At 53.6% G+C, this 24,443-nt stretch carries 28 protein-coding genes; 19 read left to right on the forward strand and 9 right to left on the reverse strand.

The features are described 5' to 3' along the window. Positions 1–78: 78 nt before the first annotated feature. The 14 genes from ftsH (at position 79) to ACTOVJ_RS02590 (ending at position 13,887) form a co-directional block, all read left to right on the forward strand. On the forward strand, positions 79–2,121 hold the full coding sequence (ftsH, locus tag ACTOVJ_RS02525; protein WP_449501863.1) for an ATP-dependent zinc metalloprotease FtsH: 2,043 nt from the start codon (positions 79–81) through the stop codon (positions 2,119–2,121). After that, complete coding sequence (folE, locus tag ACTOVJ_RS02530) at positions 2,111–2,683, forward strand: GTP cyclohydrolase I FolE (RefSeq protein WP_449501767.1); 573 nt, start codon at positions 2,111–2,113, stop codon at positions 2,681–2,683. The genes ftsH and folE overlap by 11 nt, the downstream gene beginning before the upstream one ends. 3 nt (positions 2,684–2,686) lie before the next feature. Beyond that, positions 2,687–3,484, forward strand: coding sequence for a dihydropteroate synthase (gene folP, locus ACTOVJ_RS02535; RefSeq protein ID WP_449501766.1), 798 nt, complete (start codon positions 2,687–2,689; stop codon positions 3,482–3,484). Then, a complete protein-coding gene (folK, locus tag ACTOVJ_RS02540) occupies positions 3,481–4,356 on the forward strand; it encodes a 2-amino-4-hydroxy-6-hydroxymethyldihydropteridine diphosphokinase (RefSeq protein ID WP_449503386.1) in 876 nt (291 codons plus the stop codon). The genes folP and folK overlap by 4 nt, the downstream gene beginning before the upstream one ends. Further along, the gene (locus tag ACTOVJ_RS02545) at positions 4,356–4,850 is read left to right on the forward strand and encodes a DUF3180 domain-containing protein (protein WP_449503371.1); all 495 of its coding nucleotides are present in this window, start codon (positions 4,356–4,358) and stop codon (positions 4,848–4,850) included. Before folK ends, ACTOVJ_RS02545 begins: the two co-directional genes overlap by 1 nt. A gap of 52 nt (positions 4,851–4,902) precedes the next feature. Continuing rightward, entirely contained in the window at positions 4,903–5,403 is a 501-nt protein-coding gene (locus tag ACTOVJ_RS02550; protein ID WP_449504027.1) for a PH domain-containing protein, read from the forward strand. Next, positions 5,403–7,001: a PH domain-containing protein gene (locus ACTOVJ_RS02555; protein WP_449501763.1), complete on the forward strand. Its 1,599-nt coding sequence runs from the start codon at positions 5,403–5,405 to the stop codon at positions 6,999–7,001. The genes ACTOVJ_RS02550 and ACTOVJ_RS02555 overlap by 1 nt, the downstream gene beginning before the upstream one ends. A gap of 63 nt (positions 7,002–7,064) precedes the next feature. Further along, the gene (locus tag ACTOVJ_RS02560; RefSeq protein WP_449504054.1) at positions 7,065–7,262 is read left to right on the forward strand and encodes a hypothetical protein; all 198 of its coding nucleotides are present in this window, start codon (positions 7,065–7,067) and stop codon (positions 7,260–7,262) included. A gap of 93 nt (positions 7,263–7,355) precedes the next feature. After that, positions 7,356–8,246, forward strand: a complete 891-nt coding sequence (locus ACTOVJ_RS02565) for a Rossmann-like and DUF2520 domain-containing protein (protein WP_449504026.1) — start codon at positions 7,356–7,358, stop codon at positions 8,244–8,246. Beyond that, complete coding sequence (gene panC, locus ACTOVJ_RS02570; RefSeq protein ID WP_449504025.1) at positions 8,243–9,079, forward strand: pantoate--beta-alanine ligase; 837 nt, start codon at positions 8,243–8,245, stop codon at positions 9,077–9,079. The genes ACTOVJ_RS02565 and panC overlap by 4 nt, the downstream gene beginning before the upstream one ends. Before the next feature lies 1 nt (position 9,080). Next, entirely contained in the window at positions 9,081–9,488 is a 408-nt protein-coding gene (gene panD / locus ACTOVJ_RS02575) for an aspartate 1-decarboxylase (RefSeq protein ID WP_449504024.1), read from the forward strand. 927 nt (positions 9,489–10,415) lie between these two features. Next, positions 10,416–11,666 carry a dicarboxylate/amino acid:cation symporter gene (locus ACTOVJ_RS02580; protein WP_449504023.1) on the forward strand — a complete coding sequence of 417 codons (1,251 nt, stop codon included), beginning with the start codon at positions 10,416–10,418 and terminating at the stop codon, positions 11,664–11,666. Positions 11,667–11,943: 277 nt separating this feature from the next. After that, the gene (gene lysS, locus ACTOVJ_RS02585) at positions 11,944–13,449 is read left to right on the forward strand and encodes a lysine--tRNA ligase (protein ID WP_449504053.1); all 1,506 of its coding nucleotides are present in this window, start codon (positions 11,944–11,946) and stop codon (positions 13,447–13,449) included. A 126-nt stretch (positions 13,450–13,575) separates the two neighbouring features. Next, the gene (locus ACTOVJ_RS02590; RefSeq protein ID WP_449501757.1) at positions 13,576–13,887 is read left to right on the forward strand and encodes an MTH1187 family thiamine-binding protein; all 312 of its coding nucleotides are present in this window, start codon (positions 13,576–13,578) and stop codon (positions 13,885–13,887) included. Positions 13,888–13,961: 74 nt separating this feature from the next. Here the strand turns inward: ACTOVJ_RS02590 and ACTOVJ_RS02595 are convergent, their stop codons facing one another. From ACTOVJ_RS02595 to ACTOVJ_RS02610, 4 genes are all read right to left on the reverse strand, one after another. Further along, positions 13,962–14,618, reverse strand: a complete 657-nt coding sequence (locus ACTOVJ_RS02595) for a uridine kinase family protein (protein ID WP_449504621.1) — start codon at positions 14,616–14,618, stop codon at positions 13,962–13,964. Positions 14,619–14,635: 17 nt separating this feature from the next. Further along, complete coding sequence (locus ACTOVJ_RS02600) at positions 14,636–15,484, reverse strand: SMP-30/gluconolactonase/LRE family protein (RefSeq protein ID WP_449503378.1); 849 nt, start codon at positions 15,482–15,484, stop codon at positions 14,636–14,638. Between the two features lie 108 nt (positions 15,485–15,592). Then, complete coding sequence (locus ACTOVJ_RS02605) at positions 15,593–16,006, reverse strand: hypothetical protein (protein ID WP_449504022.1); 414 nt, start codon at positions 16,004–16,006, stop codon at positions 15,593–15,595. A gap of 64 nt (positions 16,007–16,070) precedes the next feature. Continuing rightward, complete coding sequence (locus ACTOVJ_RS02610) at positions 16,071–16,937, reverse strand: HhH-GPD family protein (protein ID WP_449501747.1); 867 nt, start codon at positions 16,935–16,937, stop codon at positions 16,071–16,073. A 146-nt stretch (positions 16,938–17,083) separates the two neighbouring features. On the opposite strand from ACTOVJ_RS02610, the gene ACTOVJ_RS02615 reads away from it, so the two are divergent. Next, positions 17,084–18,091 (forward strand): hypothetical protein, encoded by a 1,008-nt coding sequence (locus tag ACTOVJ_RS02615; RefSeq protein ID WP_449504021.1) that lies wholly within the window; start codon positions 17,084–17,086, stop codon positions 18,089–18,091. Between the two features lie 13 nt (positions 18,092–18,104). Here ACTOVJ_RS02615 and radA read toward each other — a convergent pair whose 3' ends face one another. The 3 genes from radA to ACTOVJ_RS02630 form a co-directional block, all read right to left on the reverse strand. After that, a complete protein-coding gene (gene radA, locus ACTOVJ_RS02620) occupies positions 18,105–19,490 on the reverse strand; it encodes a DNA repair protein RadA (protein WP_449503381.1) in 1,386 nt (461 codons plus the stop codon). A 133-nt stretch (positions 19,491–19,623) separates the two neighbouring features. Next, on the reverse strand, positions 19,624–20,277 hold the full coding sequence (locus ACTOVJ_RS02625) for a potassium channel family protein (protein ID WP_278012536.1): 654 nt from the start codon (positions 20,275–20,277) through the stop codon (positions 19,624–19,626). A gap of 32 nt (positions 20,278–20,309) precedes the next feature. Beyond that, positions 20,310–21,686 (reverse strand): TrkH family potassium uptake protein, encoded by a 1,377-nt coding sequence (locus ACTOVJ_RS02630; RefSeq protein ID WP_449501744.1) that lies wholly within the window; start codon positions 21,684–21,686, stop codon positions 20,310–20,312. A gap of 190 nt (positions 21,687–21,876) precedes the next feature. Here ACTOVJ_RS02630 and ACTOVJ_RS02635 point away from each other — a divergent pair, with 190 nt between their 5' ends. From ACTOVJ_RS02635 to ACTOVJ_RS02650, 4 genes are all read left to right on the forward strand, one after another. Beyond that, positions 21,877–22,092: a helix-turn-helix domain-containing protein gene (locus ACTOVJ_RS02635; protein ID WP_449501743.1), complete on the forward strand. Its 216-nt coding sequence runs from the start codon at positions 21,877–21,879 to the stop codon at positions 22,090–22,092. A gap of 57 nt (positions 22,093–22,149) precedes the next feature. Further along, positions 22,150–22,248, forward strand: a complete 99-nt coding sequence (locus ACTOVJ_RS02640; protein WP_005504750.1) for a 30S ribosomal protein bS22 — start codon at positions 22,150–22,152, stop codon at positions 22,246–22,248. A gap of 189 nt (positions 22,249–22,437) precedes the next feature. Further along, positions 22,438–22,914, forward strand: coding sequence for a MarR family winged helix-turn-helix transcriptional regulator (locus tag ACTOVJ_RS02645; protein WP_449504622.1), 477 nt, complete (start codon positions 22,438–22,440; stop codon positions 22,912–22,914). A 12-nt stretch (positions 22,915–22,926) separates the two neighbouring features. Beyond that, positions 22,927–23,592 (forward strand): histidine phosphatase family protein, encoded by a 666-nt coding sequence (locus ACTOVJ_RS02650; RefSeq protein ID WP_449501741.1) that lies wholly within the window; start codon positions 22,927–22,929, stop codon positions 23,590–23,592. 26 nt (positions 23,593–23,618) lie between these two features. Here the strand turns inward: ACTOVJ_RS02650 and ACTOVJ_RS02655 are convergent, their stop codons facing one another. Then, on the reverse strand, positions 23,619–24,041 hold the full coding sequence (locus ACTOVJ_RS02655) for a PLD nuclease N-terminal domain-containing protein (protein ID WP_449504020.1): 423 nt from the start codon (positions 24,039–24,041) through the stop codon (positions 23,619–23,621). 62 nt (positions 24,042–24,103) lie between these two features. After that, positions 24,104–24,379: a hypothetical protein gene (locus ACTOVJ_RS02660; protein ID WP_449504623.1), complete on the reverse strand. Its 276-nt coding sequence runs from the start codon at positions 24,377–24,379 to the stop codon at positions 24,104–24,106. Between the last annotated feature and the right edge of the window lie 64 nt (positions 24,380–24,443).

Genomic DNA, 24,443 nt, shown 5'->3' on the forward strand with positions numbered 1-24,443 from the left:
TACAACCAGTCATCAAAGCGTCCGAAGCACTCGATTTTCAGTCATCATGACAAGTCTGGTGATGATGATGCTCCCGAACTGACGAAAGAGCAGGAAGAAGAGCAGCGTCGAAAGCAACGGCGAACGATTTGGGGCGGTATTGTCCTGATTGCGTTGATTGCTGGATCGCTTGTGTATTTCCTCAATCCTGGCGGGTATACCTCGGTCAAAACTTCGCAAGGTATCGAAGTTTTGGAAAAGGGCGATATTAAGAACATCCAGGTGACCGATGGATCTCAGGTTGTTCAGGTGCTGCTTAATAAGGAAGTTGTCCCTGTTTCTCTTGAAGGAGATAAGGGGAGTGCGACCAAGAAAATCCAGTTCCAATATATCGATCCCCAAGCGGAAAAGGTCTCGGGTCTGATCGAAAAGGCCAAGAGCTCTCATGGTTATGATGCCACGGTGCCCGTGCAGTCGTTCCTTGGCGGGCTCATTTCCCTCATGTTCCCTATGTTGGTGATCGTGGTACTGTTCTTCTGGCTCTTCCCCAAGATGCAGCAGGGGATGGGGCAATTTGGGAAGATCAAGGGCGAAGGTGTTGAATCGGATCTCCCGGAGATCACCTTTGCTGATGTTGCGGGAGAAGACGAAGCTGTTGAGGAACTCGCTGAAATCAAGGAATTCCTCGCAACGCCGGGTAAATTCCGCAAGATGGGTGCCAAGATTCCTCGGGGTGTCTTGCTTTACGGTCCTCCGGGAACGGGAAAGACGCTACTTGCAAAGGCTGTTGCCGGAGAGGCTGGCGTTCCTTTCTTCCATATTTCTGCCTCTGAGTTTGTCGAAATGTTTGTCGGTGTGGGAGCTTCGCGTGTGCGTGATTTGTTCTCCAAGGCGAAGAAGCAGGCTCCCGCAATTATTTTCGTTGACGAAATTGATGCCGTTGGACGAAACCGCGGTGCTGGTATCGGCGGCGGAAATGATGAACGTGAACAGACACTGAACCAACTCTTGGTTGAGATGGACGGTTTTGACGATCGCACGTCCGTGATTGTTATTGCAGCGACTAACCGTCCCGATGTCCTCGACCCTGCACTCTTGCGGCCAGGACGATTTGACCGTCAGATTGCGGTGGATGCTCCTGATCTTGGTGGTCGTCTCGAAATTCTCAAGGTTCATGCTAAGGGTAAGCCAATCGCCGATGACGTCACCTTGGATGCGGTTGCTCGTCGCACTCCTGGTTTCTCTGGCGCTGATCTGGCAAATGTGCTCAACGAAGCGGCGTTGTTGGCAGCTCGTCGAGGGCATGAGAGGATCACAGAGGATGATATCGATGAGGCAATCGATCGCGTCGTTGCTGGTCCTCAACGTCGTACTCGTGTCATGAGCCCACAGGATAAGCGCATGACTGCTTACCACGAGGGCGGACACGCAGTCGCTGCTGCCGCATTGAACCATACCGATCCGGTAACGAAGGTGACGATCCTTCCCCGTGGTCGGGCACTGGGCTACACCATGGTGATGCCAGCCGAAGATAAGTACTCCGTGTCGCGTAACGAGCTGCTTGACCAAATGGTGTACGCGATGGGCGGCCGTTTGGCTGAGGAAATCGTCTTCCATGATCCGTCAACCGGCGCTTCGAATGACATTCAGAAGGCCACGTCGATCGCTCGCAAGATGGTGGCAGAATATGGCATGAGCTCACGCGTTGGTGCTGTTCGTTTCACTGCTGACGAATCGGATCCAATGACGCGTATGGGTGGAGGATCGTCACGCGATTACTCTGATTCGACTGCTGCTGTTATTGACGATGAAGTACGTCAGCTTCTCGAAACAGCGTCACAAGAGGCGTGGGAAGTGATCATGAACAATCGTCATGTGCTTGATCGCCTTGCCGAACGTCTTCTGGAAAAGGAAACGGTTCTTGAAGCAGAGCTGAAGGAGATCTTCGCTGATATTGTCAAGGCTCCTCCTCGTGAACAGTGGTTATCAGCGCAGACGCGCCCGGTTTCAGACCTTCCGCCAGTTGAAGTCCCTGCTCCGGCGTCGGCAGATGACACGCAGAATCAGCCTGTGAAGGGAATTGGTCCTGTGGACGGCACGGTCGGTCCTGTTGCCGAGCCGGAGGCCGGCGATGAGCGATAGGTATGATGCCGACGGCGTTGAAAAAGCGGTACGTGACCTCCTGGTTGCGATCGGTGAGGATCCGGATCGCAATGGACTGGCTGATACACCGGCTCGTCTGGGGCGTGCTTACGCTGAAATTTTTGCGGGACTAGGCACTGATCCGTCTGAGGTTCTTGATACTGTCTTCGATATTGGTCATCAAGAGCTCATCTTGGTCAAGGACATTCCGTTTTATTCGATGTGTGAGCATCATTTGCTTCCTTTCTTCGGTGTGGCTCATGTGGGTTACATCCCTGGAGAAAGTGGACGAGTGACGGGGTTGAGCAAGCTCGCGCGCCTTGTCGAAGGTTACGCTCGCCGACCTCAAGTCCAAGAGCGTCTCACGACGCAGGTGGCTGACGCTCTCGTGAAGCGACTCACTGCGCGCGGCGTGATTGTTGTGATCGAAGCTGAACACATGTGCATGACAATGCGCGGCGTGAAAAAACCCGGTTCCAAGACCACCACCAGCGCAGTGCGCGGATGGCTCCGAGATAGTGCTGCCCGTGCCGAGGCCATGAGCCTGATTCAATCGAGGTAAAACATGGAAATTATGGGAATTGTGAACGTCACACCGGATTCGTTTTCCGATGGGGGGCAATGGGCCTCACCTGACGCGGCGATCGCTCATGGACGTGAACTTATTGCTCAAGGAGCCACAATTCTTGACATCGGGGGCGAGTCGACTCGACCTGGAGCCATGATGCTCACGCCCGATGAAGAATGGGCGCGTATCGCGGATGTCGTGCGCGAACTCGCACAAGATGTGACCCTCTCTGTGGATACATATCATGCGGCAACAGCAGCGAAAGCGATTGAGGCTGGCGCACACATCGTCAACGACGTCACTGGGGGACAGGCAGATCCGACCATGTTTTCGACGGTTGCATCCCTTGGCGTTCCCTATATTCTCCAGCATGGACGAGGTAATGGACAGTCGATGAATTCTTTGGCCGTTTATGACGGCGATCTTGTCACGATTGTCAAAAGTGAACTCTCCCAACAGCTCGCGCTGGCTAAGGCCGCTGGAATCGATGACCACAATATTATTCTCGATCCTGGACTTGGTTTTGCCAAAGTTGGTGAGCAGGATTGGGAGGTTTTGTCTCGTTGGAAAGAAATTGACGAGCTCGGCTACCCGGTGCTTCTCGGTGCGTCGCGTAAGCGGTTCCTTGCTGCCACGATGACTGGTGAACATATCGCTCGTGATCGTGATATTTCTACCGCTGTGATCTCGGGGATTGCATGGGAGAATGGGGCGTGGGGTGTACGCGTACATAACGTTGCTGCCACGGTAAGCGCCGTAGCAGTTCATCAACAATTGCGAAAGTGGGAACGATGAACCTGGATTCGATTCACCTCAGTGGCTTAACCCTGGTGGGGACGCACGGCGTCCTCGATTTTGAACACGCTGATCCACAGACTTTCATTGTGGACGTCACGATGTCGACCGATACGTCTCTCGCAGCACGAACAGATTCTGTGTACGACACAATCTCCTATGCAGATGTTGCCGACGCCGTCGCCGAAGTTGTCGAAGGCCCGCACGTCGATCTGATCGAGACCCTTGCGGCACGTATTGCTGACGCCGTACTTGCACTAGGGCCAATTGATGTACGCGTGGTGGTTCACAAGCCAGGCGCACCTCTGGAACGGACCTTCAGCGACGTCGGCGTTGAAATCTATCGCCAAAGCCCGCTGATGCGCAACGTGACGTTCCCACGTCGTGTTGTGATCGCGTTGGGATCGAACGTCGGTGATTCACTCGATACTCTGCGTGCAGCACGCGCTGCAATCGAAGAAGTTTACGAAGTTGAGGAAGTTTCGGATATTTACCGCACCGCTCCTGTCCTTGCGCCGGGGCAGCGTCCGCAGGCTGATTACTATAATGCTGTCATGATCATTTCCACGACCGATGGTGCCGTGCCACTGTTGGAAAATCTGCAGTGGATCGAAGACCAGCTCGGACGAGTCCGTGGCGAGCGTTGGGGGTCACGTACTCTCGATCTCGATATTGTGGATATGGAAGGCGTTGCTTCGGATTCGCCGACCATCGCGATCCCACATCCTCGCGCGAAAGATCGCCGCTTTGTCCTGGAACCGTGGGCACAAATCGAGCCTGATGCTCGATTGTCAGGTGAGCCGATCCAGGGTCTTCTCGGTAAGCTCCCGCAGGCTGGGATCGAGCGTCTTGAGGGTGCCTGGAGCCGGTGATGCGTGGCAAAGATGGGAAACTCCAGCCGACGTCGATCCGAACTCTGCTGACGGTGATGGCAATCGCGTTTCTGACTGTGTTTATCTGCGTTGACATGTGGATTTCTCATGGGGGAGCTCCTGTTGATATCTCGGCATTGGCAGGAATTGTCCCTGTTGGCCTTGGCGTGATTTCTTTGGCGTTGGCCTGGCCAGTGCGGCAGTACCAACACCAAAAAATTGCTGTGGATCCGCTCTCTGCTGCGCGTGCTTATGTGTATGCTCTTGCGTGTTCGCGGGGTGGAGCTATTGCAGGCGGTATCGCAGCGGGGATCGGTGCAGCCTACGCGCGAACTGGCCCAACGGCGTCATTGGAAAGTGCAATGTGGGGCGCGCTGGTATGTGCACTCAGTGCCATTATTCTTTCGGTATGTGGACTCATCGCTGAAAGTTGGTGTCGCATCAACGATACTGATGACGATTCCACTCCTCCGCGAGGTGCGATGCCGGCGTGAAGGAGAGAAGTGAACGCGGTTTTTGTCATAGGTCTCTTGTAGGCTTAAGGGCATGAGAAATGAACTGACTTCCGTCCAATTCACTCCAGTGGATCCGCGATATGCCAAAGTGGTGAATATTTACATTCTTATTCTTGCTTTGTGTCTCCTCGCTCCATCACTGACTTATGCTGTCATAGCGTCATTTTTCTGGGGAACGATCGCCATGTGGATTGGTTGGGGAGTTGTTGTCGCCGCATGTGTTGTCACAGCGTGGTGTGCATGGATTATGCGTCGGCAAGTGGGCGCATTTGGATATGCAGAAGGGGACACTGAGCTTCTGGTTCGCCGTGGTGTGATGTTCAAACGTGTTGTGGTGGTGCCGTTCGGGCGTATGCAACAGGTTGATGTTTCGGCTGGTCCGATTTTGGGACACTACGGACTTTCGAGTCTCGAACTCATCACCGCGTCCGCAACCACCAATGCTACGATTCACGGTGTCAGCAAAGAGGAAGCCGATCGTTTGCGTCTCAAGTTGACTCAACTGGGCAATGCGATGGCGGAGGGCTTGTGATGGGTCAGAGCCAAAACGAGTGCGAAGAAATTCCTGAAGAGGCCTGGAGATTTTTCCACAAGGTCACCCCGTTGACGAAGGGCACTGCGCTGTGGGCGTTCGTAGCGGTGATCTTTTACAACATCGTCAAAGAATGGCCGACGGAGGGACTGAAAAGTATTCATCCGTCGGCGGATATCTGGTTCTACGTGGTGCTCTTTGTCGGTGGAGTTCTTGCACTATCGACTCTCGCGGTTGTCGCGGGATGGATCATTTGGAAGAAACAGAGTTTCGCACTGGTGGAAAACGGTGTCCACTACCGCAGTGGCGTCCTGGTCAAAACACGTCAGCATATGTTGTGGGAACGTATTCAGAGTGTCGAGATTGACCAATCGCTTTTTGGTCGAATTTTTGGTTTTGGCACGGTTGTTGTTGATTCTGCGGCAGTGGGGGACCGCCAATTGAGGTTGGGGCTGTTGACAATGGCGGATTGTGGCGCTCTGCGTCATGAACTCCTTAACGGACTTGCGCGTAAACGTTCCGGGGTGCAGATCACATCTCATGCCCATGTGATTGGAGAAGAGGGCGTGCATCCGTCTGACACCACTACTGGCGGTGATTATGAGACTGGCGGTGATGAGTCGGCAGATTCACAGGAGCTTGTGTCCGCTTCGCAGGAAGATCTCATTGCCACGCCCGCTATCCCGGTTTTCGATCCTGACGATCTGGTTAATGACAGACTCATCTACGAGCTCAATCCGTGGTACCTGCTCATTGTGCGCCTCGTGAGTGGGACAGGAATCTTAGCCCTTGCATATCTTGTCTTTACTGTGTGGATAACTGTGGTGACTGAGGGAGTGAGTTTTGGGCTCATCCTGACTGCTTTGGGTGTGTTCTATGCGGTGATTAAACCAGCCTTTACTCAATGGGATACAAAGGTCTACATCTCTGAGCATGGGCTTCGTGTTCGCAGTGGATTGACATCAATCCGGACGATTACCCTTCCTCCCGAGCGGATCCACGCTATTTCTGTGTCGCAGTCATGGTTGGCGCGTGCTCTTGGCTGGTGGACGATCGATGTGACCGTCGCTGGGCGAACCACCGATGATACCAAAGAAAATCTGCTTTCCGGCGTACCAGTCATGCCGGTCGGAAAAATTACGGATCTCGAACGTTTGATGTGGATTTTGCGTCCTCAACTCGGATCTGACGATGATGCTGCACTTTTCGCTGAACTGACAGGTACACCTGACACGATGCTCAAGAGAACCACTCAACGTGCTCGCCTCTTTGATCCTGTTCAGTGGAAATTCCGTGGGTTTATTGCAACGCCGTCAGTGATCGCGATCCGTAAGAAGCGCATCGGACGCGCATTTACCCTTATCCCAGCTGACCGGTGGCAGTCTATTGCCATCACTCAAGGGCCGCTTCAGCGCCGCCGTGGTCTGGCTTCGCTGGATCTGAATCTTGTGGCAATCACCTCGATGACCGTAGTGAAGAATTATCCATTGCCGATGCTTCAATCATCGATGAGCGAGATCGAGGAACTCGGTGCTCAAGCGCGCACCGTGAAAGTTTCGGAGACGATCGATGAATGGAAAACTCGAATCGGATTATGAACTCGCTAGGTGAGGAATTCACGTATCGTCGTCAAGGAAGGATTCTTGTGACGCCGTGTTGTCATTGTTCCGCTGTCACATATCCAAGCTGTTCACGTCCGACGCGGGCTTTTGTCACGACACTGCGGAGCTACAACACTTCAGTTGTGCCAGGCGTCGGCAGTGGGAGATACGTCAATCCAGGATTTTCCGTTTGATACGGTCATCCTTGATGCGTGGCATATTTGCAGGCGCTCTTCGCAATTGAACTATCGGAAGTGACACTGGGCGCCCAGAAACTCCACTGAGCACCTTACCGGTGGGCTGTCTCACGCTCGAAGAATCTCACAGTGACGCGGCGCTAAACTATTAAGCGTGAATACCACGAGTTTGGACGTTGGAATCGTCTCAGCCGGCAAAGTCGGTGCAGCTATCGGTAGCGCCTTACGCGCAGCTGGACACTCAATCATCGGCGCATATGCCACTTCGGAAGAATCGCTGGATCGACTCGAAAATATGCTTCCAAGCGTGCCGGCGCTTGATGTACAGACAATCATTGAGCGCTCACAGTTGGTAGTACTCGCGGTTCCTGATCGTGAACTTATTCCTCTGATCAAGGGGCTGACGAAACTTGACGCATGGCAACCAGGACAGATCGTCATGCACACTGCTGGACGTTATGGGGCAGATATTCTCGCTGGTGCTGCTGACGCAGGCGCATTAACACTCGCCGTTCATCCCGCGATGACTTTTACTGGAACATCCCTCGACGTTGCTCGCCTTCAAGGATGTCCTTTTTCGGTCTCAGCCGCTCCGATGCTTCAGCCGATCGGTCTTGCGTTGGTCGCTGAAATGGGTGGTGAAGGTGTCGTCATCGCTGACGTCGATCGGCCGTTGTATCACGCGGCGCTTGCCCACGGTGCTAATCACCTCGTCACCGTCGTCGCGCAGGCTGAACGTGTACTGGCAGAAATTGGGATAGACGACCCAGGGGCATATTTACGTCCGTTGACTCAAGCTGCCTTGGAGGGTGCACTTTCGTCAGGTGAAACTCTCCAAACCGGTCCCGTAGTGCGCGGCGATGCTATCACGGTTCGCGGGCATCTCGATAAACTCGACGAGCTTGCTAATGATATGTCTCAGCTGGCCGACGTCGCTCAAACGTACAGGGCTCTTGCCCGCGCCACTGTGGGCCGTGCGCTTTCTCGCGGAGTGATTAGCGAAAGCCAAGCCGAAGAAATGATCAACATTGTGGAGGAATCATGAAGGTCGTCAAAACGAAGGCCGAACTGAAAAGCGAACTGGCGAAACTCGAAGGTACGCGCTCGCTCGTGATGACGATGGGGGCTTTGCACGAGGGACACGTGTCGCTTGTTGCGCAAGCGAAAGCCGAAACCGACCATACGGTCGTATCAATTTTCGTCAACCCCTTGCAGTTCGGGCCAGGTGAGGATTACGAAGCATACCCGCGCACCTTGGAAGCCGACGTCGCGCTTCTTGAGCCACTGGGGGTGGAGCTGGTCTTTGCGCCAGAAGTCGAAGAGATGTATCCGCGTGAACCACTTGTGCGAATCAATCCGGGGCCTGTGGCGACGGTTTTGGAGGGCAAGACGCGCCCGACCCACTTCGCTGGTGTGCTCCAGGTGGTTCACAAAGTCATGAACTTGGTGCGTCCACAACTGGCATACTTTGGGCAAAAGGATGCACAGCAGCTTGCACTGATTCGTACGATGGTGGCGGATTTGGACATGAATCTTGAGATCCGTGCAGTGCCGATTAAACGGGAAGAATCAGGGCTTGCTATGAGTTCTCGCAATACGTACCTCTCTGAAAGCGAGCGTTGTGACGCACTTGCTTTGTCGCGCGCACTGACAGTTGGACGGAATGCTGCCGAGGAGGGTGCTTCAGCTGGCGAAGTGCTTCGTGTTGCACGTGAGTCAATTCACGGGGCCAATGTGCGCTTGGATTACTTCGTTTTAGTCGACCCTCAAACATTTACTGAACTTGATAACAACGCACATGGGGAAGGGCTTCTTGCTATTGCCGCCTATGTGGGACCCACCCGACTAATCGATAACATGGAGGTGTCGATTGCTTAACATGCGCAAGATGATTTCGGGAAAGATCCATCGTGCAACAGTGACCGGAGCAGATTTGCACTATGTCGGGTCAGTGACCGTGGATGCAGATCTGCTCGACGCAGCGAATATTTTGCCAGGTGAATGTGTGGATATTGCCAACGTCACCAACGGTGCACGTCTTTCCACCTACACAATTCCGGGTGAGCGCGGCAAGGGTGAAGTGATTCTTAACGGCGCTGCTGCACATCATGCCAGCGCAGGTGACATTGTGATTCTCATGGCCTATCAGTGGGTGGATGAGGAACGTGCTCGAACTAATACTCCAGCAGTGGTGTTCGTTGACCAGCACAATCACATCGTCGAAGTTGGACAGAACCCCGGAAAGGTTCCGCCGAATGACCAAGGTTTGAAATCTTCCGGCATCTAATTGATATCGCTATGAACTGTGCCGCGGGGTGGGCTGAATGTTGGAAAATGAAGTGCTCCCTGAAAGAAGGAACTCAATTATCGAGTCCAACTTTCAGGGAGCACTTCAAACATTCAGCCCACCCCTGTATTGGTGCTGTCACACAGATGTTTGTTTAACCTCGACTTATTGAGGTTGCAGGGGTCTACTTACTACCCGAAAATGATTTCCAGAATGCCTGCGATTGTTGCGAGCGTCAGCAAGAAACCAATGAAGAAAAACCATTTGACCTCACGGCTAATGTTCGGTCGCTGTTTTCTTCGCCGGTTCTTCGTTGGTTTGTGGGAGGTTATGCTGGGGAGCCCTCCGATAGCAAAAGTGAGGAAGAACAGAGCGCCAACGCCTGTAAGAATCGTTCCTATTAATGGGTTGTTTAATAAATTCACCAAGATTCCAATCGACGATGATTTAACTTGCGCTATAAAGGTCGTAGCAGGCGCGAATTCCGACAATGTCCATGATCGTTGTTCCAGCATTAAGTCAAAATTTCTTCGCTTGATCACCAGATTTTGTCGATGAGGAATTTTCCTCCGTTATTGTTTCTTACGCATTGGCGGGGGTGGTGCCGGATATGATTAATGATAAAAAGATTGAAAAGGTGAGAATGGAAGAACTCATCTTTCACATTATGAGTGCCTTTCATATGATTTGTTTTGTAGTGACTGAAGGGAAGCGTCACTGACTGAATAAACATTTGCAAAGACAATCATTCGCCGAAATTGGGGGCTTTTCTTACGTGTATCAGTGAGTGCTTCTCAAACGCACGATGAGGGCGGTGTTCAGGAGGGAAAGATGCCACCTGTATCACTATCCGGGCGATCAAGAAATTCATCCGTGGAGATGCCTATCCTCTCCGATAACACGCATTTCCAAGAGAAAGGACGAGGCATGTCAGCGTTCAAACGCGCGGGCGTTTTGCCCTGGGTTATCGGCGCCATTGTGGCGGGCATTATTTGTGGACAGTTTTTCCCGACATCGCTGACGCGGGTCTTCGTCACATTTAACGATCTTTTCTCTCAATTCCTTGGATTCGCTGTACCGCTGATCATTGTTGGTCTCATCGTTCCCGCAATCGCCGACCTTGGTAAAGGTGCAGGCAAATGGTTAGGCGTAACTGCAGCGATTGCATATGCATCTTCGCTCTTCGCTGGCTTCCTGACGTTCTTTGCGGCACGAGCGGTGTATCCGCATATTCTCCGCGCTGGGAACACTGTCGATGTTCATAATCCTTCAGCCGCTGCACTAACAGGATATATTAAGGACCTCTCAGTTCCGCCGGTTTTTGGAGTCATGACAGCGCTGGTATTGTCCTTCGTCATCGGAATCGGCCTCTCTTTGGCTCCGCGTGGAGTGATCCGCAAGGGCTTTGTTGAATTCCGCGAAATTATCACCGGGTTGATTTCTCAGGTGATTGTTCCACTTCTTCCGCTCCATATTTTCGGCATTTTCCTCAATCTCACTCAGGTTGGCGAGATCGCGAAGATCATCGCTACTCTGATCAAGATTGTGGTCTTCGTGTTGATCCTTGAAATCATCATCCTTGGCACGCAGTATTCCATCGCGGGTGCCCTGGCGAGGAAGAATCCGCTGCGAGCCCTCGCAAAGATGATGCCGGCCTACTTCACTGCTTTGGGAACCTCCTCATCTGCGGCAACGATTCCTGTCACGCTGCGACAAACCCTCAAAAACGGTGTCTCGACACCCGTGGCATCATTTGTGGTGCCGCTCTGTGCAACGATCCATCTGGCGGGATCAATGTCCAAGATTACTGCTTTCGCAATGGCGATCATCACGCTTCACGCTTTGCCGGTGAGTGCTGCGCAGGTGGTGGGCTTCATCTTCATGCTCGGCATCATTATGGTGGCTGCACCTGGTGTTCCGGGTGGCGCAATCATGGCGTCAGTCGGAATTTTGGGAACAATGCTTGGTTTCGATGATGCGTCAGTGGGCTTAATGATTGCGTCATATATCGCGCTCGATTCCTTTGGCACAGCAACGAACGTGACGGGTGATGGTGCAATTGCGATGGTGATCGATCACTTTGCCAAGGGAAACGTGGGTGAAATGAGTGAGAACGCACGCGATCTTGCCAGCCGCAATACTTTTGATGGCGAAGCTTACCTTCGGTCCGTTTCCTGAATCTCTGCACGCCCCTAAGCAGTTCGCTTTGTTTAATTCAGGGTTGATACTTCACCCGCTGGTATTTTGGCACCCCTCATATCGCATTTTGACGTCATATAAGGCTAAGGAGCGATATGAGGGGTGCCAAAATACGATTGGTGTGAGTATGAACGATTCTGTTTGGGCGTGAGATTAACCAGAAGGGGTATTTGAGGAGTGAGATTAGCCAGAGACTGACGCAAAATAACGGCGAAGTGCGATGCTGGGGTAGGCTAGGTGCGTGACTGAAAACGTGATGCATGATGACACCCCGGAGCAGGTAGCGGTTCGCATGTCGAAGCGCGAGCGTCTGCTCGCTGAGGGGCGCCAGCCCTACGCGGCTGAGCTTGAAATTACACACCGTATCCCGGAGATCCGCGCGCAGTTTGACGGAATCGAGCCGGGGGAGGAACGCGAAGACCAGATGGTGGCAACGGCTGGCCGAGTAATGCTGTTCCGCCCATCAGGCAAGATTGCGTTCGCTCAGCTCCAGGCTGGAGATGGAACGCGTGTCCAGGTGATTTTCTCTTTGGCAAACGTTGGCAAGGAATCCCTTGACGCGCTCAAGGTCGATCTGGATCTTGGCGATCACCTGTGGGTCAAGGGCCACATTGGTGCTTCCAAGCGTGGCGAACTTTCTGTGTTCGCGCACGAATGGACGATGGCGTCGAAGGCTATTCGCCCGCTACCCAAGACTTTCACAGCTGAAGATGGCACAGAGGCCACTTTGAATGAGGAAACTCGTATCCGCTCACGCCATCTTGATCTTATTACCCGCCAGTCCGCACGCGACATGGTGCGTGTTCGTTCGAATGTTATGAAGTCGTTGCGTTCAACTTTCGATTCTCACGAATACATTGAGATTGAAACGCCTACTCTTCAGGCTCTTCATGGCGGTGCGGCAGCACGTCCGTTCACGACCCACATTAACGCTTATGATGAAGATCTTTACCTGCGTATTGCCACGGAGCTTCATCTGAAGAAGGCTGTGGTTGGCGGTGTCGATCGCGTCTTCGAAATCGGGAAGAATTTCCGAAATGAAGGCGCTGACTCGTCGCACTCGCCAGAGTTTTCAGCTCTCGAGGCCTACGAAGCGTACGCAACCTACGAGACGATGGCCGATCTGACTCGCGAGTTGATTCAAAATGCGGCAATGGCGGCTTTCGGATCACATGTGGTCACTTTGGCTGACGGCACCGAATACGACCTCGGTGGTGAGTGGAAGCGCATCGATCTGTACGGTTCAGTGTCGGAAAAGCTCGGTGAAGAGATCACAGTGGATACACCGCGTGAACGTTTGCTCAAGATCGCTGCCGAGCACGAGATTTCTGTCAAAGAATACGCTGTGAACGGCAAAATCGTTGAAGATATCTTCGAGGAGCTCATTGGCGATCACATCTGGGAACCGACTTTCGTCTTCGATTTCCCGGAGGATACTTCACCGCTGACTCGTAACCATCGTTCCCGTCCAGGTCTGACGGAGAAGTGGGATCTGTACATTCGTGGCATGGAAATCGCCACCGCATATACAGAGCTTGCCGATCCGGTGATCCAGCGCGAGCGCCTGACTCAGCAGTCTCTCGAAGCTGCCAACGGTGATCCTGAGGCTATGCAGCTCGACGAAGACTTCCTTGAAGCGATGGAGGCAGGTTTCCCGCCATCGGGTGGTATGGGTATGGGCATTGATCGCCTGCTCATGGTGCTCACAGGGCTGGGAATTCGTGAAACGATCCTGTTCCCGTTCGTCAAGCCCACTAAGTAACTGCGCCTGTGGCGAGGAAATTGTTTCCTCGCCACTCGTGTATCTGCCGACGCCGGTAGAAGATTTCCAGTGTTGGCAAAGTCAATTTTGTCACCGATATCCCAAGTTCCACCAAAGGAGAAACCGATGCTTCTTGCATTCTCGATTGCCCCTCAGACCACGGATCAGCCGGATGGTTCAGTTTCCAAGGCTGTCTCACGCGCAGTGAAAATTGTGCGTGAATCAGGCCTCCCAGAGGAAACGACCTCGATGTTCACCACAATTGAGGGGGAATGGGACGAGGTAATGGCCGTTGTCAAAAAGTGTGTTGATGCCATGTCAGAAATGACCCCGCGTATCTCGCTTGTGATGAAGGCAGATATTCGTCCTGGTCACACGAACATGATTCAGGCGAAAGTGGAACGCGTCAATAATATGATCGATTCTGGTCAGGCCTAATCTTCCTGTCAGAGATACCGATGTTGGTGTGCCCCTGAAGGTTTGACCTTCAGGGGCACAACAACATCGCCAAACTAGTCCCAACGCTGAGAAGCGAGGAGCTGAGTGAGAACTTCTTGAGCCTCGGTATACGACACTTTGCGCGCACCCTTAGCAGTGAGTTCACGGTACATAATCGGCTCGTGGAAGAAGTGTGCCACACCACGTCGGATAAGATTCACGAATGGTTTACGAGCTTCGTCGAGATCTCGCATGAGGCGAAACCAGAACGTCTGCAGACGTGGGCGGGAAATGCACAGGGCATCAGCCAGGATCCCCTCTTTGCACAGATCGTCGATAATATCTGCAGCGAACAGGCCTTCGGCCAGCACCACGCGGCGTCCTTCGAGTTCGAGCCGGCGCTCACTCAGGCGTTTCGATGTGGGGATGTCGTAGATCGGTACGGTTGTTTCGCCGACGGTACACAACTCGACAAGCGCAGATACCGCTCCCTCACGATCCCAAGTATTGATTGAGTCCCAGTCCACCATGCCGTGCCTGCGTGGAAGCCCGGGCATGTCGCCGTTGAAGTAAAAATCGTCCAGGTGAATGGAGGGTAGGCCGGATCGATCCGTGAAGCGAGTCTTTCCAGAACCTGAAGGGCCTGAAACCAAAATGACTTTCGCACGCGGTTCGTGGCGGGTGCCTTCAGGGAGGTCAAAAAGACCGTCGTTTGAAAGGGGAGTGGACATAGCCCTAAGAATACCGCTTAGCGGGCAAATGGGGTGAGCGTGGGGCCGGGCACGTCGACCCGTGCATGGAAGATTGCACCTGCGGATTTTTCAGGATCGTCAAGGTTTTCCCGCGACGTTGTCACGAACAAGTCACGTCCATCTTCGCCGCCAAGCGCGACAGATGTGACAAGTCGCACCGGAAGTTTCCACTCGCCGAGAATCTCTGCACTCGGGGAGTATAGGCGTACTTTACCCACCCGATTCAGCGCAACCCAAATGTTCCCATCGGCATCGGTGGTGAGGCCATCCGGTGACGTGCCAGTCGCATCGTGAAAGGCGCGCCGATTCGTGAGCCGTCCCTCAACGACGTCGAAGATATCGGTTTGGCGCAAGGAAGTATCGTTGAAGTAGGCGCGGGTCTTACCGACGAAAGCTAACCCGTTCGACGTTGTCGTGCCGGCAATGGCAACGTGCGCCCGGCCCTCGGAGCCGATTTTGTAGACATTGCCGACGCCAGGGCGACGTGAATATGACATTGTGCCGAAGTAGAGATTCCCCCACGGGTCGGTGTTGCCCTCGTTCATGCGGATATCTGGATCTGTCCACACTTCCTCGGCTCCTGGCATGGGGCGAATCTCTCCGAAGGGGTCATCGGCGATGCCTAGACCTCGTTCAAGGCCGACAACGAAACCACCACTGACGCGCGGACGAACAAAAGCGGCAATTTTGGAGCCAGTTTTCAGCCGATGTACCTCTCCGCTAGGAAGAAGGGTGAGGATGTCGCCGGCGAGCATATCGACCCAACGCAAACCTCCCCAGCTACGATCCCACGCTGGGCCTTCACCGTGGTACGCGACAGGTGGAGTGATTTGATCGAACTTCATGGTTGCAGTTTACCTATCTGTGAAACGAAGGTGATCGAGGAGGTGAAGCTGATTCCCCTGCAGGAAGGTGTGAAAAGCGATGTGGTGTGTATCCGTGACGTTGTTTTGTCAGTTCACCGATCGGCAGAATCGCGACGCTGCGCGCCAGGCGATCACGAGCACGATGGGGCCTTCGAGTGCAACGAGAGTAGGCATGATGAGGGGGAGGAAGCCTACCGTTGCACTGTAAAAGAGGTAGGTACACAGGACAATAATCGCTGAACCGGCAGCAGCGCGCTTGGTGTTTAATGCGAAACTCTGCCATTCACTGTGCCACTCAGTGCCGCGTAGTGAGCGAACGATTGCCTGTGTTGCAACCGCGAGTATAGGGATCATGCCCGCGGCGTCCATGACCACCACCGGAGTGTGATGCACGGAAGTTGTGAGGAACAAAAGGCCGATTGTCAGTGGAATAACAGAGAAAGATGCCAGAGCAATCCCAGCGTATGTGAGATAGCTCAGTCTGCGTGCATTGGTGTCCATCACCTGAGCTTATCGTGAATTTGTTCCCCAGACTGTGCGGCGCGTTTTCTTGCTCGATGCTCAGTCACTGGGGCAGACGCACATTCGATCCATGACGTTCCACAAGAGAGTCACTGATGAGGCCTTTGAGTGCCACTGTGTAGCGCGTCGGTTCGATTCCGCTGGCGTGTTCAAGTTCGGCGGCGTCGACGCCGTTGGGAGATTGGCGCAAAATCGCCATGATTGCTCCGCGCGCTTGACGATTTGTTCCTTTCCATGCTTGAGTTTTGCGTTTGTGTGCGTGTTCATCCGCAGGCCTGCCAGCGACGAACCATGCGCAGGTTGCGGACAAGGGGCACTGTTGACATGCTGGTTTGCGGGCTGTGCACAGGAGTTCGCCGAATTCCATAATCGCCATATTCCATTGCCAGGCGTGGTCAGGATCGTCGGGAACAGCGGCGTCAGCTCGTGAAATTTCGGCCTTTGTCTGGGTAGGTGGTGGCAGAGCGGCACCATCCCAGCGTGCAAGCACTCGGCGGATATTCGTGTCGAGCACTACGGAACGTTCATGAAAGGCAAAGGCAATAACTGCGTCGGCGGTGTAGGGGCCGACGCCCGGGAGAGAAAGAAGCGCAGCGCGGGAGCGGGGGATCTGTCCGCCAAATTTCTCTGTCACGACTTTTGCGCATTGAGCGAGCCGAAGTGCGCGTGAGGGGTAGCCTAGTCGATCCCATGCCACGAGGATCTCAGCAGAAGATGCTTCTGCCAACGCTTCAGGAGTGGGCCAGCGATGCATCCATGCATTCCATATCGGTTCGACACGTGACAGTGGGGTCTGGTGGCTCATCACTTCACAGACAAGAATCGCCCATGGGTCACGCGTTCGTCGCCACGGCAGATCACGTCTGTGAGCCTCGAACCATGTCATGAGAATGGGGTAGCGCTTATTCACGCGCCCATTGTGCCAGTGTGCTGTGTCTTGTGCGAGGGGAGAGAAGTGTCTGACGGTGAAAGCAGCAACACAAATGGGTGGCCGTCTCCTGCTATATATCGGCGTGGGAGGTGGGTTTTGTCCCGTTCAGCCGTTACGGTATTTTTGTGGCAGACAATAACAGGCGCCCTCGGGGCGGAGCGAATGACCGCGGACAAAACGGTCGTGTCAATGGCGGTACTGGGCGCAATGAGCGTCGGCGATCTACCCCGTCGTCGCGTTCCTCTCGTCTACGTGCAGGTGAATCACAACCGCTGAGAGGAACAGGCCGGTCTGCTGAACGCCGTGAGCGTGAGCTCCGCTCAACCAGCGGGATCGATCGCGGACGCCGCACAGCGCGTCTGGATCGCGGACGCCCCAGAAATGTTTCGACGAATCGCGCCGGCGTCTCTCGTCGTGTCGCAGGAAAGCGCTCGTCACGTGTAGCAGTACAACGAGGAAGCGTTGGCCGAGAAATAAACCCTCGCTTGGTGCTCGCGATTGCCAGTGTCATTGTGTTGATCGTTGTGGTGGTATTCGGCGTGAAAGTCATGACGAATAAAATTTCTTCACAGACCCAAGTTACAGATCCAGCTGCAGCATTCACGCCGGTAGCGTGTTCAACTGACACGTTAACGACATCTTTTTCGCAGTCGGGGACGATCGCCGGTGGACAAGTGAAATTTTCGCTTGGGTTGAAAAATCCAGATAAAAAACGTCCGTGTGTTATGGAAGCAGGACGAGATAACGTGCATGTCGTGGTCACATCCGGTGGCCACACTGTCTTTGATTCACGTGCGTGCAAAGTTGGTGTCGACAAGAAGCGACTTCTACTCGACGCCGGGATGAGCACCAAAGTTTCGATCACCTGGAATGGTGTGGCCAGTGGAAGTGATTGTGCGGGGACGGCTGTGGCTCAACCAGGCACGTATGTTGCCCAGGCATTCATCGGGGACAAACCGATTTCTGAGAAAGGGCAGACTTTCGCTCTCATCTCTGGTTATTCGCGCAGTGGGGACACAGGCGGACAAACATCGTCTGGACACAAGTCGACTGGTGCTTCATCTGGCGATCAGATAACTCAGCCCACAGAGGGATCCGCTCCACCTGCAGGGCAAAAGTCAACGGACGGTTAGTCGGCCGCACTCTCTATGAGAGATTCCCTCCGAGAGGGAGAACCGATTGCATTCCTTGGCGAACGTCAGAGATTGTACGGATCTCCATTCCTTCTGGTGGAATGACGAGATCCGCGGTATGTGGAACGAGTGCAATGCGAAAACCAAGCCGGGCAGCTTCATTCAGACGCTGTTGCAAGCCGATGACAGGCCGCAATTCTCCTGTCAGTGATACCTCTCCAATCGCAACCACGCCGGGCGCAAGCGGAAGATCAGATGCAGCTGAGGCTAAAGCGAGTGCAATAGCTATATCCACACTGGGCTCGCTTGCTTGAGCACCACCAACAGTTGAGACGAAAATATCCTGTTTTTCGAATGCGATACCTAGCCGAGACTGCAGAACAGCAAGCATCATGGACACCCGAGAATATTCGACACCTGACGTGGTACGCCGAGGCGGACCAGCAGCGGGGACGCAGAGTGCTTGAACTTCTACTGGCATTGGACGGCGCCCTTCAAGAGTCATCGTGACGCAGGTTCCCGGAACCGTGAGGTTACGCGCCGAAAGGAAAAGACCAGAAGGATCTGGAAGTTCGCGGATGCCAGAATCAATCAGCTCGAAACAGCCCACTTCATCAGTTGGCCCGTAGCGATTCTTCACTGCGCGAATCATGCGTAACCGAGAATGACGATCGCCTTCGAACTGGCACACGACGTCGACAAGATGTTCAAGGACACGTGGACCTGCAATTGAGCCCTCTTTTGTTACGTGGCCAACGAGCATCATCGGGATCCCCATGGACTTTGCAACTCCGACAAGGGCGGATGTCACAGCACGAACTTGCGCGACCCCACCGGCAGCGCCCTCCACATCTGGATCTGCAATTGTCTGTACAGAATCCACAATGAGAAGTGAAGGGGTGGAATCGTTGATATGGCCAAGCACACGAGAAAGATCCGCTTGGGCTGTGAGAAGGAGATGGGATGTGAGCGCACCGATACGCTCGGCACGTGAACGAACTTGAGAGGCAGATTCCTCGCCGGTGATATAAAGAACAGGTGCGTCATGGCGTTTAGCGGCTTCATCAGCTGCGCGAGCTGCAACATCAAGAAGCAGGGTAGATTTTCCGACCCCTGGTTCGCCGGCCATCAAAATTACCACTCCGGGCACAATTCCTCCGCCGAGGACACGATCAAGTTCTCCGATGCCAGTGGGCACTTTGACCGACGCCTGTGCCGAGACTTCTGTGATGGGCTGCGCGGGGGTATGAGGGGTCAGTGAGCGTGCTTTTCCTAGGACTGGTGCGTGGGTGAATTCTTCAATTGTGCCCCACGCACCACAGTTAGCACACCGACCAACCCACTTGTTGGTCTCCCATCCACACTCGCTACAGACGAATGAAACTTTTGTTTTTGCCATGCCCCCACCTTAAAACTCACCTATGACAAAAATTGACGATCACTGCGTGGTTGACAGAAAAAATTCCCCACCGTCCACGGCGCGAGCTCACGTAAAAACCCCGCCGACGTCGGCGTACCATACGATGTAGCGCTCAGCGACCAGCGAACTCTTCCAAAAGTCCTGGCTCCCCGGAGACAATGAGTGTGTCACCGACACCAATTTTCGTTTCGGGTGTGGTGTACTCGAATGGCTGGCCAGGTGATTTCACACCGATGATCGTTACTCCGTAGCGCTCGCGAACACGGCTTTGTGCCACGGTAAACCCAACCAACTCCTTGGGTGGATACATCTTGACAATTGTGAACTGGTCTTCCATTTCGATGTAGTCGAGCATCTTCCCTGACAACATATGTGCCACTCGTTGTCCAGCGTCGTACTCAGGGTAGACGACATGGTGCGCTCCAATACGGCGCAAAATTGTGCCGTGTTCACGCGAGGTTGCCTTTGCCCAGATTTCTTTCACGCCGATATCCACGAGATTCGCTGTGATCAGCACGGATGCTTCGAGTGACGTTCCTACGCCGACGACGGCGACGTCGAAGTCGTCGGCACCGATTTGGCGAAGTGCTTCAGCATTGCGAGCATCAGCCTCAACCACGCCGAAGCGATGTGACCATTTTTGTGCCAGCTCGTCGTTTGCTTCGACAGCGAGCACTTCCTTGCCGAGCTTATCGAGTGTGATCGCGATAGCGGTACCAAATCGTCCCAAACCGATGACGAGCGCAGCTTCGTTTTTCTTGGCCATAGTTTCCCTTTCGTTGCTTCGATCATAACGGGTTAGCCGATGATTGGGCGTTCCACTGGGAGCCGCAGAACACGACGTCGGTTGCGTAGTGCGAGCGCAGCCGCAAAAGTCATTGTTCCCACACGTCCCAAGTACATCATGACGATCAAAATAGTTTTTGCTGAGGTCGGAAGATCTGCTGTGACGCCAGTAGAGAGCCCACACGTGGCAAATGCTGAGATCACTTCAAAAAGAACTTTATCGAGTGGAATATCAGTCAGATGAAGCAGAAGCAAGGTCACCGTGCCAACCATAAAGGCACCGAGGAAGGTTGCAGAAATACCCAGTCGGACGACGTCGGGAGGGATGCGTTTGCCGAAGGCTTCCGTGTCACGGTCGCCTCGGGCTTCGGCGAGAATCGCCAGAAGCAAGACGGCGAAAGTCGAGACTTTGATACCGCCAGATGTTGATGCTGAGCCACCGCCAATAAACATCATGATGTCGAACATGAACCATGTCGACTCGTTCATCTGTGAGGTGTCGATGACGGAGAGGCCAGTTGAGCGAGGCATCGTAGCCTCGAACATCGATGTCAACACTTTGGAATGTGTGGGAAGATCGCCGATAGTTTTTGTATTTGCCCATTCGAGCAGAGCAAACAGGAGGACACCAATAATCCAGATGAGAAAATATGTCACCACCGTGATCTTGGTGTGTAGTGACCAAGATCGAATGCTGGTGCGACGCGAAGCGATATTGAGCATCACGGGGAAACCAATCGCGCCAACGAATGTTCCCAAAATACATGGCAAGCACACGAACCAGTCGCCGGCGAATGCCTCCATCCCTTGTGGCCAAATGACGAATCCACCATTGTTGAAGACTGAGACAGATAAGAAGAGGGCGTGGCCGATGGCTTCGAGCGCCGATAGACCACGGCTGATGAGAGAGGGGATAAAGACGAGGAACAAAATTCCCTCACCAAGGAGAGAAGTAACGAGTACTGCGTGAAGGAGTGAGCCAACTTCACCGAGGCGAGATTTAGTCTCTGTTGCGGTGAGCATACGCTGGGTGAGACCGATGTGACGCGAAACAGCCAAGCCTAGGATCGATGCCAATGTCATCACACCTAAACCGCCAACTTGCATCGCGATCGCAATAACCACACGGCCAAATCCCGACCAATACGTTGCCGTATCGACGACGGTCAGTCCTGTCACGCATACTGCAGAGGTTGCTGTCCACAGTGCTTCCATCACACCAGCGCTTCCTGATATTTCGGACGCAAAAGGTAAGAGAAGAAGGGACGCGAAAAACACAATGATGAGGGCGAAGACAATCATTGCTAGTCGTGCAGGCGAACGTTGCGCAAAGGCATCAATGCGATCACGGATCGTTGGCTCGGTAGTTCCAGGAGCGCTGACCCTCATCCATTTTCCCTTCTGTGGGTGTGTGTGCGTGCCTATCGTATCGCGCGGGACAATTTCGTGAGATGTGTGCGACTAGTGAGGTTATCGGGTATTCTTGAGGATGATGTAGCGCGTCAGATAGTGTATCGGCGCGTCAATGCTTCTCACACAACGTCAGGCCATACGGTCGTACGCAAAAGGAAATGGTTTCATGGCACAACTTCCATCGTCGGCGCCGCAGTTTTTTACGGTTGCTGAGGTTGCTGAGTTGACACGAGTCTCTCGGATGACCGTGTACCGCATGGTGCATTCGGGAGAGCTTCCTGCTGTCCGCGTAGGGAACTCGTATCGCGTGCCGCGGTCCGCGCTTGAACGCTTGATTGGCGTAGCATCGCCTGTTGAACGCCGTGAAGTTTCCGGCGCTTGATATTGTAGGGTAGTATTCATTAAGTTCAGCATCAGCTAGTACGTTCGGAGGTAACCGGTGGGTTCCGTTATTAAGAAGCGTCGCAAGCGTATGTCGAAGAAGAAGCACCGCAAGCTTCTCCGTAAGACTCGCCATCAGCGTCGTAACAAGAAGTGACATCTCAAGCAGGAGCCGAAAGGCTCCTGCTTTTTCTGTCTTCAGTGGTGGCGCTGGTAAGGTACTTCGTGCAATATTAGTGGTTTGATGGGATTTACTTTCCCTTGATTATGTTGTATAATATTCAACAATTAAGGGTGAAGTGGTTGCACACAGTCTTCGCCCCGAGAAGATTTTCAAGGAGGGCCAATGGCACAAAACAAGCATGAAGTTGAATGGCTTGATGAACAAGAACAAATTGCTTGGCGTCACTTCCTGCGCGGTACGGCTTATGCAATCGAGCGAATCAACCGAGATATGTTTGAGGAAAACGGCATCACATTTAACGAGTATGAGGTGCTTGTGCGCCTCTCAGAATCTCCTAATCACAAAGCTCGTATGTCGCAACTGGCGAAGAATCTTGTACACTCGCGTTCGCGTCTAACACACACTGTCTCGCGTCTTGAGCAGGCTGGCTACGTCCTGCGCGAACCCTGTGTGGATGACCGCCGCGGAATCATGTGTACTTTAACGGATAACGGCTTTGCTAAGTTGGAAGAGTCGGCTCCAAAACATGTCAATTCAGTACGCAAGCATCTGCTCAGTAAGCTCACGCGTGAGGAATTCCTCGCGCATGGAGATCGCTCTGCAAAGCTTCTTGATGAGGCTGATTTCTCTCAGCTCTAGTAGTCTGTTTGCATGGACATGACTACCGTGCATCTTGTCCGCCACGGCGAAGTGGATAATCCCACGGGGATTCTCTACGGACGTCGTGGTGGTTTTCATCTCACTGACCTCGGCCATCAGATGGCGCAGGGGCTTGGCCGCTGGTTTGAGGCGCGCGATGTTCGCACGGTGATGACCTCACCTCTTGAACGGGCGATTGAAACTGGAACCCCCACAGCTGAAGTCTTCGGTCTGGATATTGAATGCGACCCTCGACTCATTGAAGCTGATAACAAGTTTGAAGGGCTTGCGATCAATAAAAATCGCCTTGTTCTTCTTTCTCCCAAGTACTGGCCCTGGTATGTCAACCCGGCAAAACCGTCATGGGGAGAACCGTATACCGAGGTAATCGAGAGAATGTCACGTGCCGTTGCTCATGCGCTGGAGGTGGCGCGAGGGGGCGAAGCGGTACTTGTCAGTCACCAGTTGCCGATCTGGACCATGCGTTCCTTTGTGGAAGGGTACCCAATGCTCCACGATCCGCGTAAGCGTCAGTGTTCGCTTGCCTCAGTGACGTCACTGAACTTTATTGATCATCAGCTGGTATCGGTGACCTATGCTGAGCCTGTCGCTGATTTAATGCGCCAAGCTTCTGATATGACTCCCGGTTCGAGTGAGGCAGCAATTCACGGGCGATAGTTTCCCGCCCGACGTTGTAGGGGTTCTTACTTGTGGCCGTACAGTCCACCGGGGTTCTCATCGTCGAAAGGGTGGTGCTTTTCTTTATTGCCTTTATCGTCTTTTTCTTGACGCTGACGCTCTTCCCAGGCCTTGCGGCGGTTTTGCGCATCGAGGCGTGCGAGAAACTCGGGATCGTCGTCGGGCGCAAGCGGTGCGGAGACGTCGCGGTTCTTTTTGATCTGTGGGCCGAAAGTAGATCCTCCTGAACGTTGGAAGGAATCCCTTGTCACAACGTGCTGGTACTTTAGACCGAGCCACACAAGTGGACCGAGGATGGGCACCAGAACGAGAAGTATCCACACGGGCCGGGAAATGCGGCGTGCAGGCATATCGGAAGAGCGAATCACGTCGATGAGAGTGTAGATGTGAAGCGCAATGATCACCAGAATAAGAATGATTCGAGCCACTCACTTAGCCTAACTGAAAACCGGGTTCGATACCCTCTGGGAGGGATCGAACCCGGTTTTGCTCACTTGCCGTCGGTCATTTTGTCTTTGCCGTCGGTCATTTTGTCGTCGGTCATCTTCCCGTCGGACATCTTGTCCTTGCCGTCGGTCATTTTGTCTTTGCCGTCGGTCATCTTCCCGTCGGACATCTTGTCCTTGTCATCCATCATCTTGTCGGTCGAGGGTGCATGGGTCATTTTGTCATCAGTCATCTTTTCCGAACCGGAATTGCACGCGGAAAGACCGGCGACGGAAGCAAGAGCGATCATGGTCAGAGCGGAGATCTTACGGATATTCATGTGTGTTCCTTTGTCTACTGTGCTGCGCCTGGTGCGCGAGCATTCAGTAAGTATTCGGCACCCG

The organism is Arcanobacterium sp. (ex Cirak et al. 2026) (assembly GCF_053585065.1).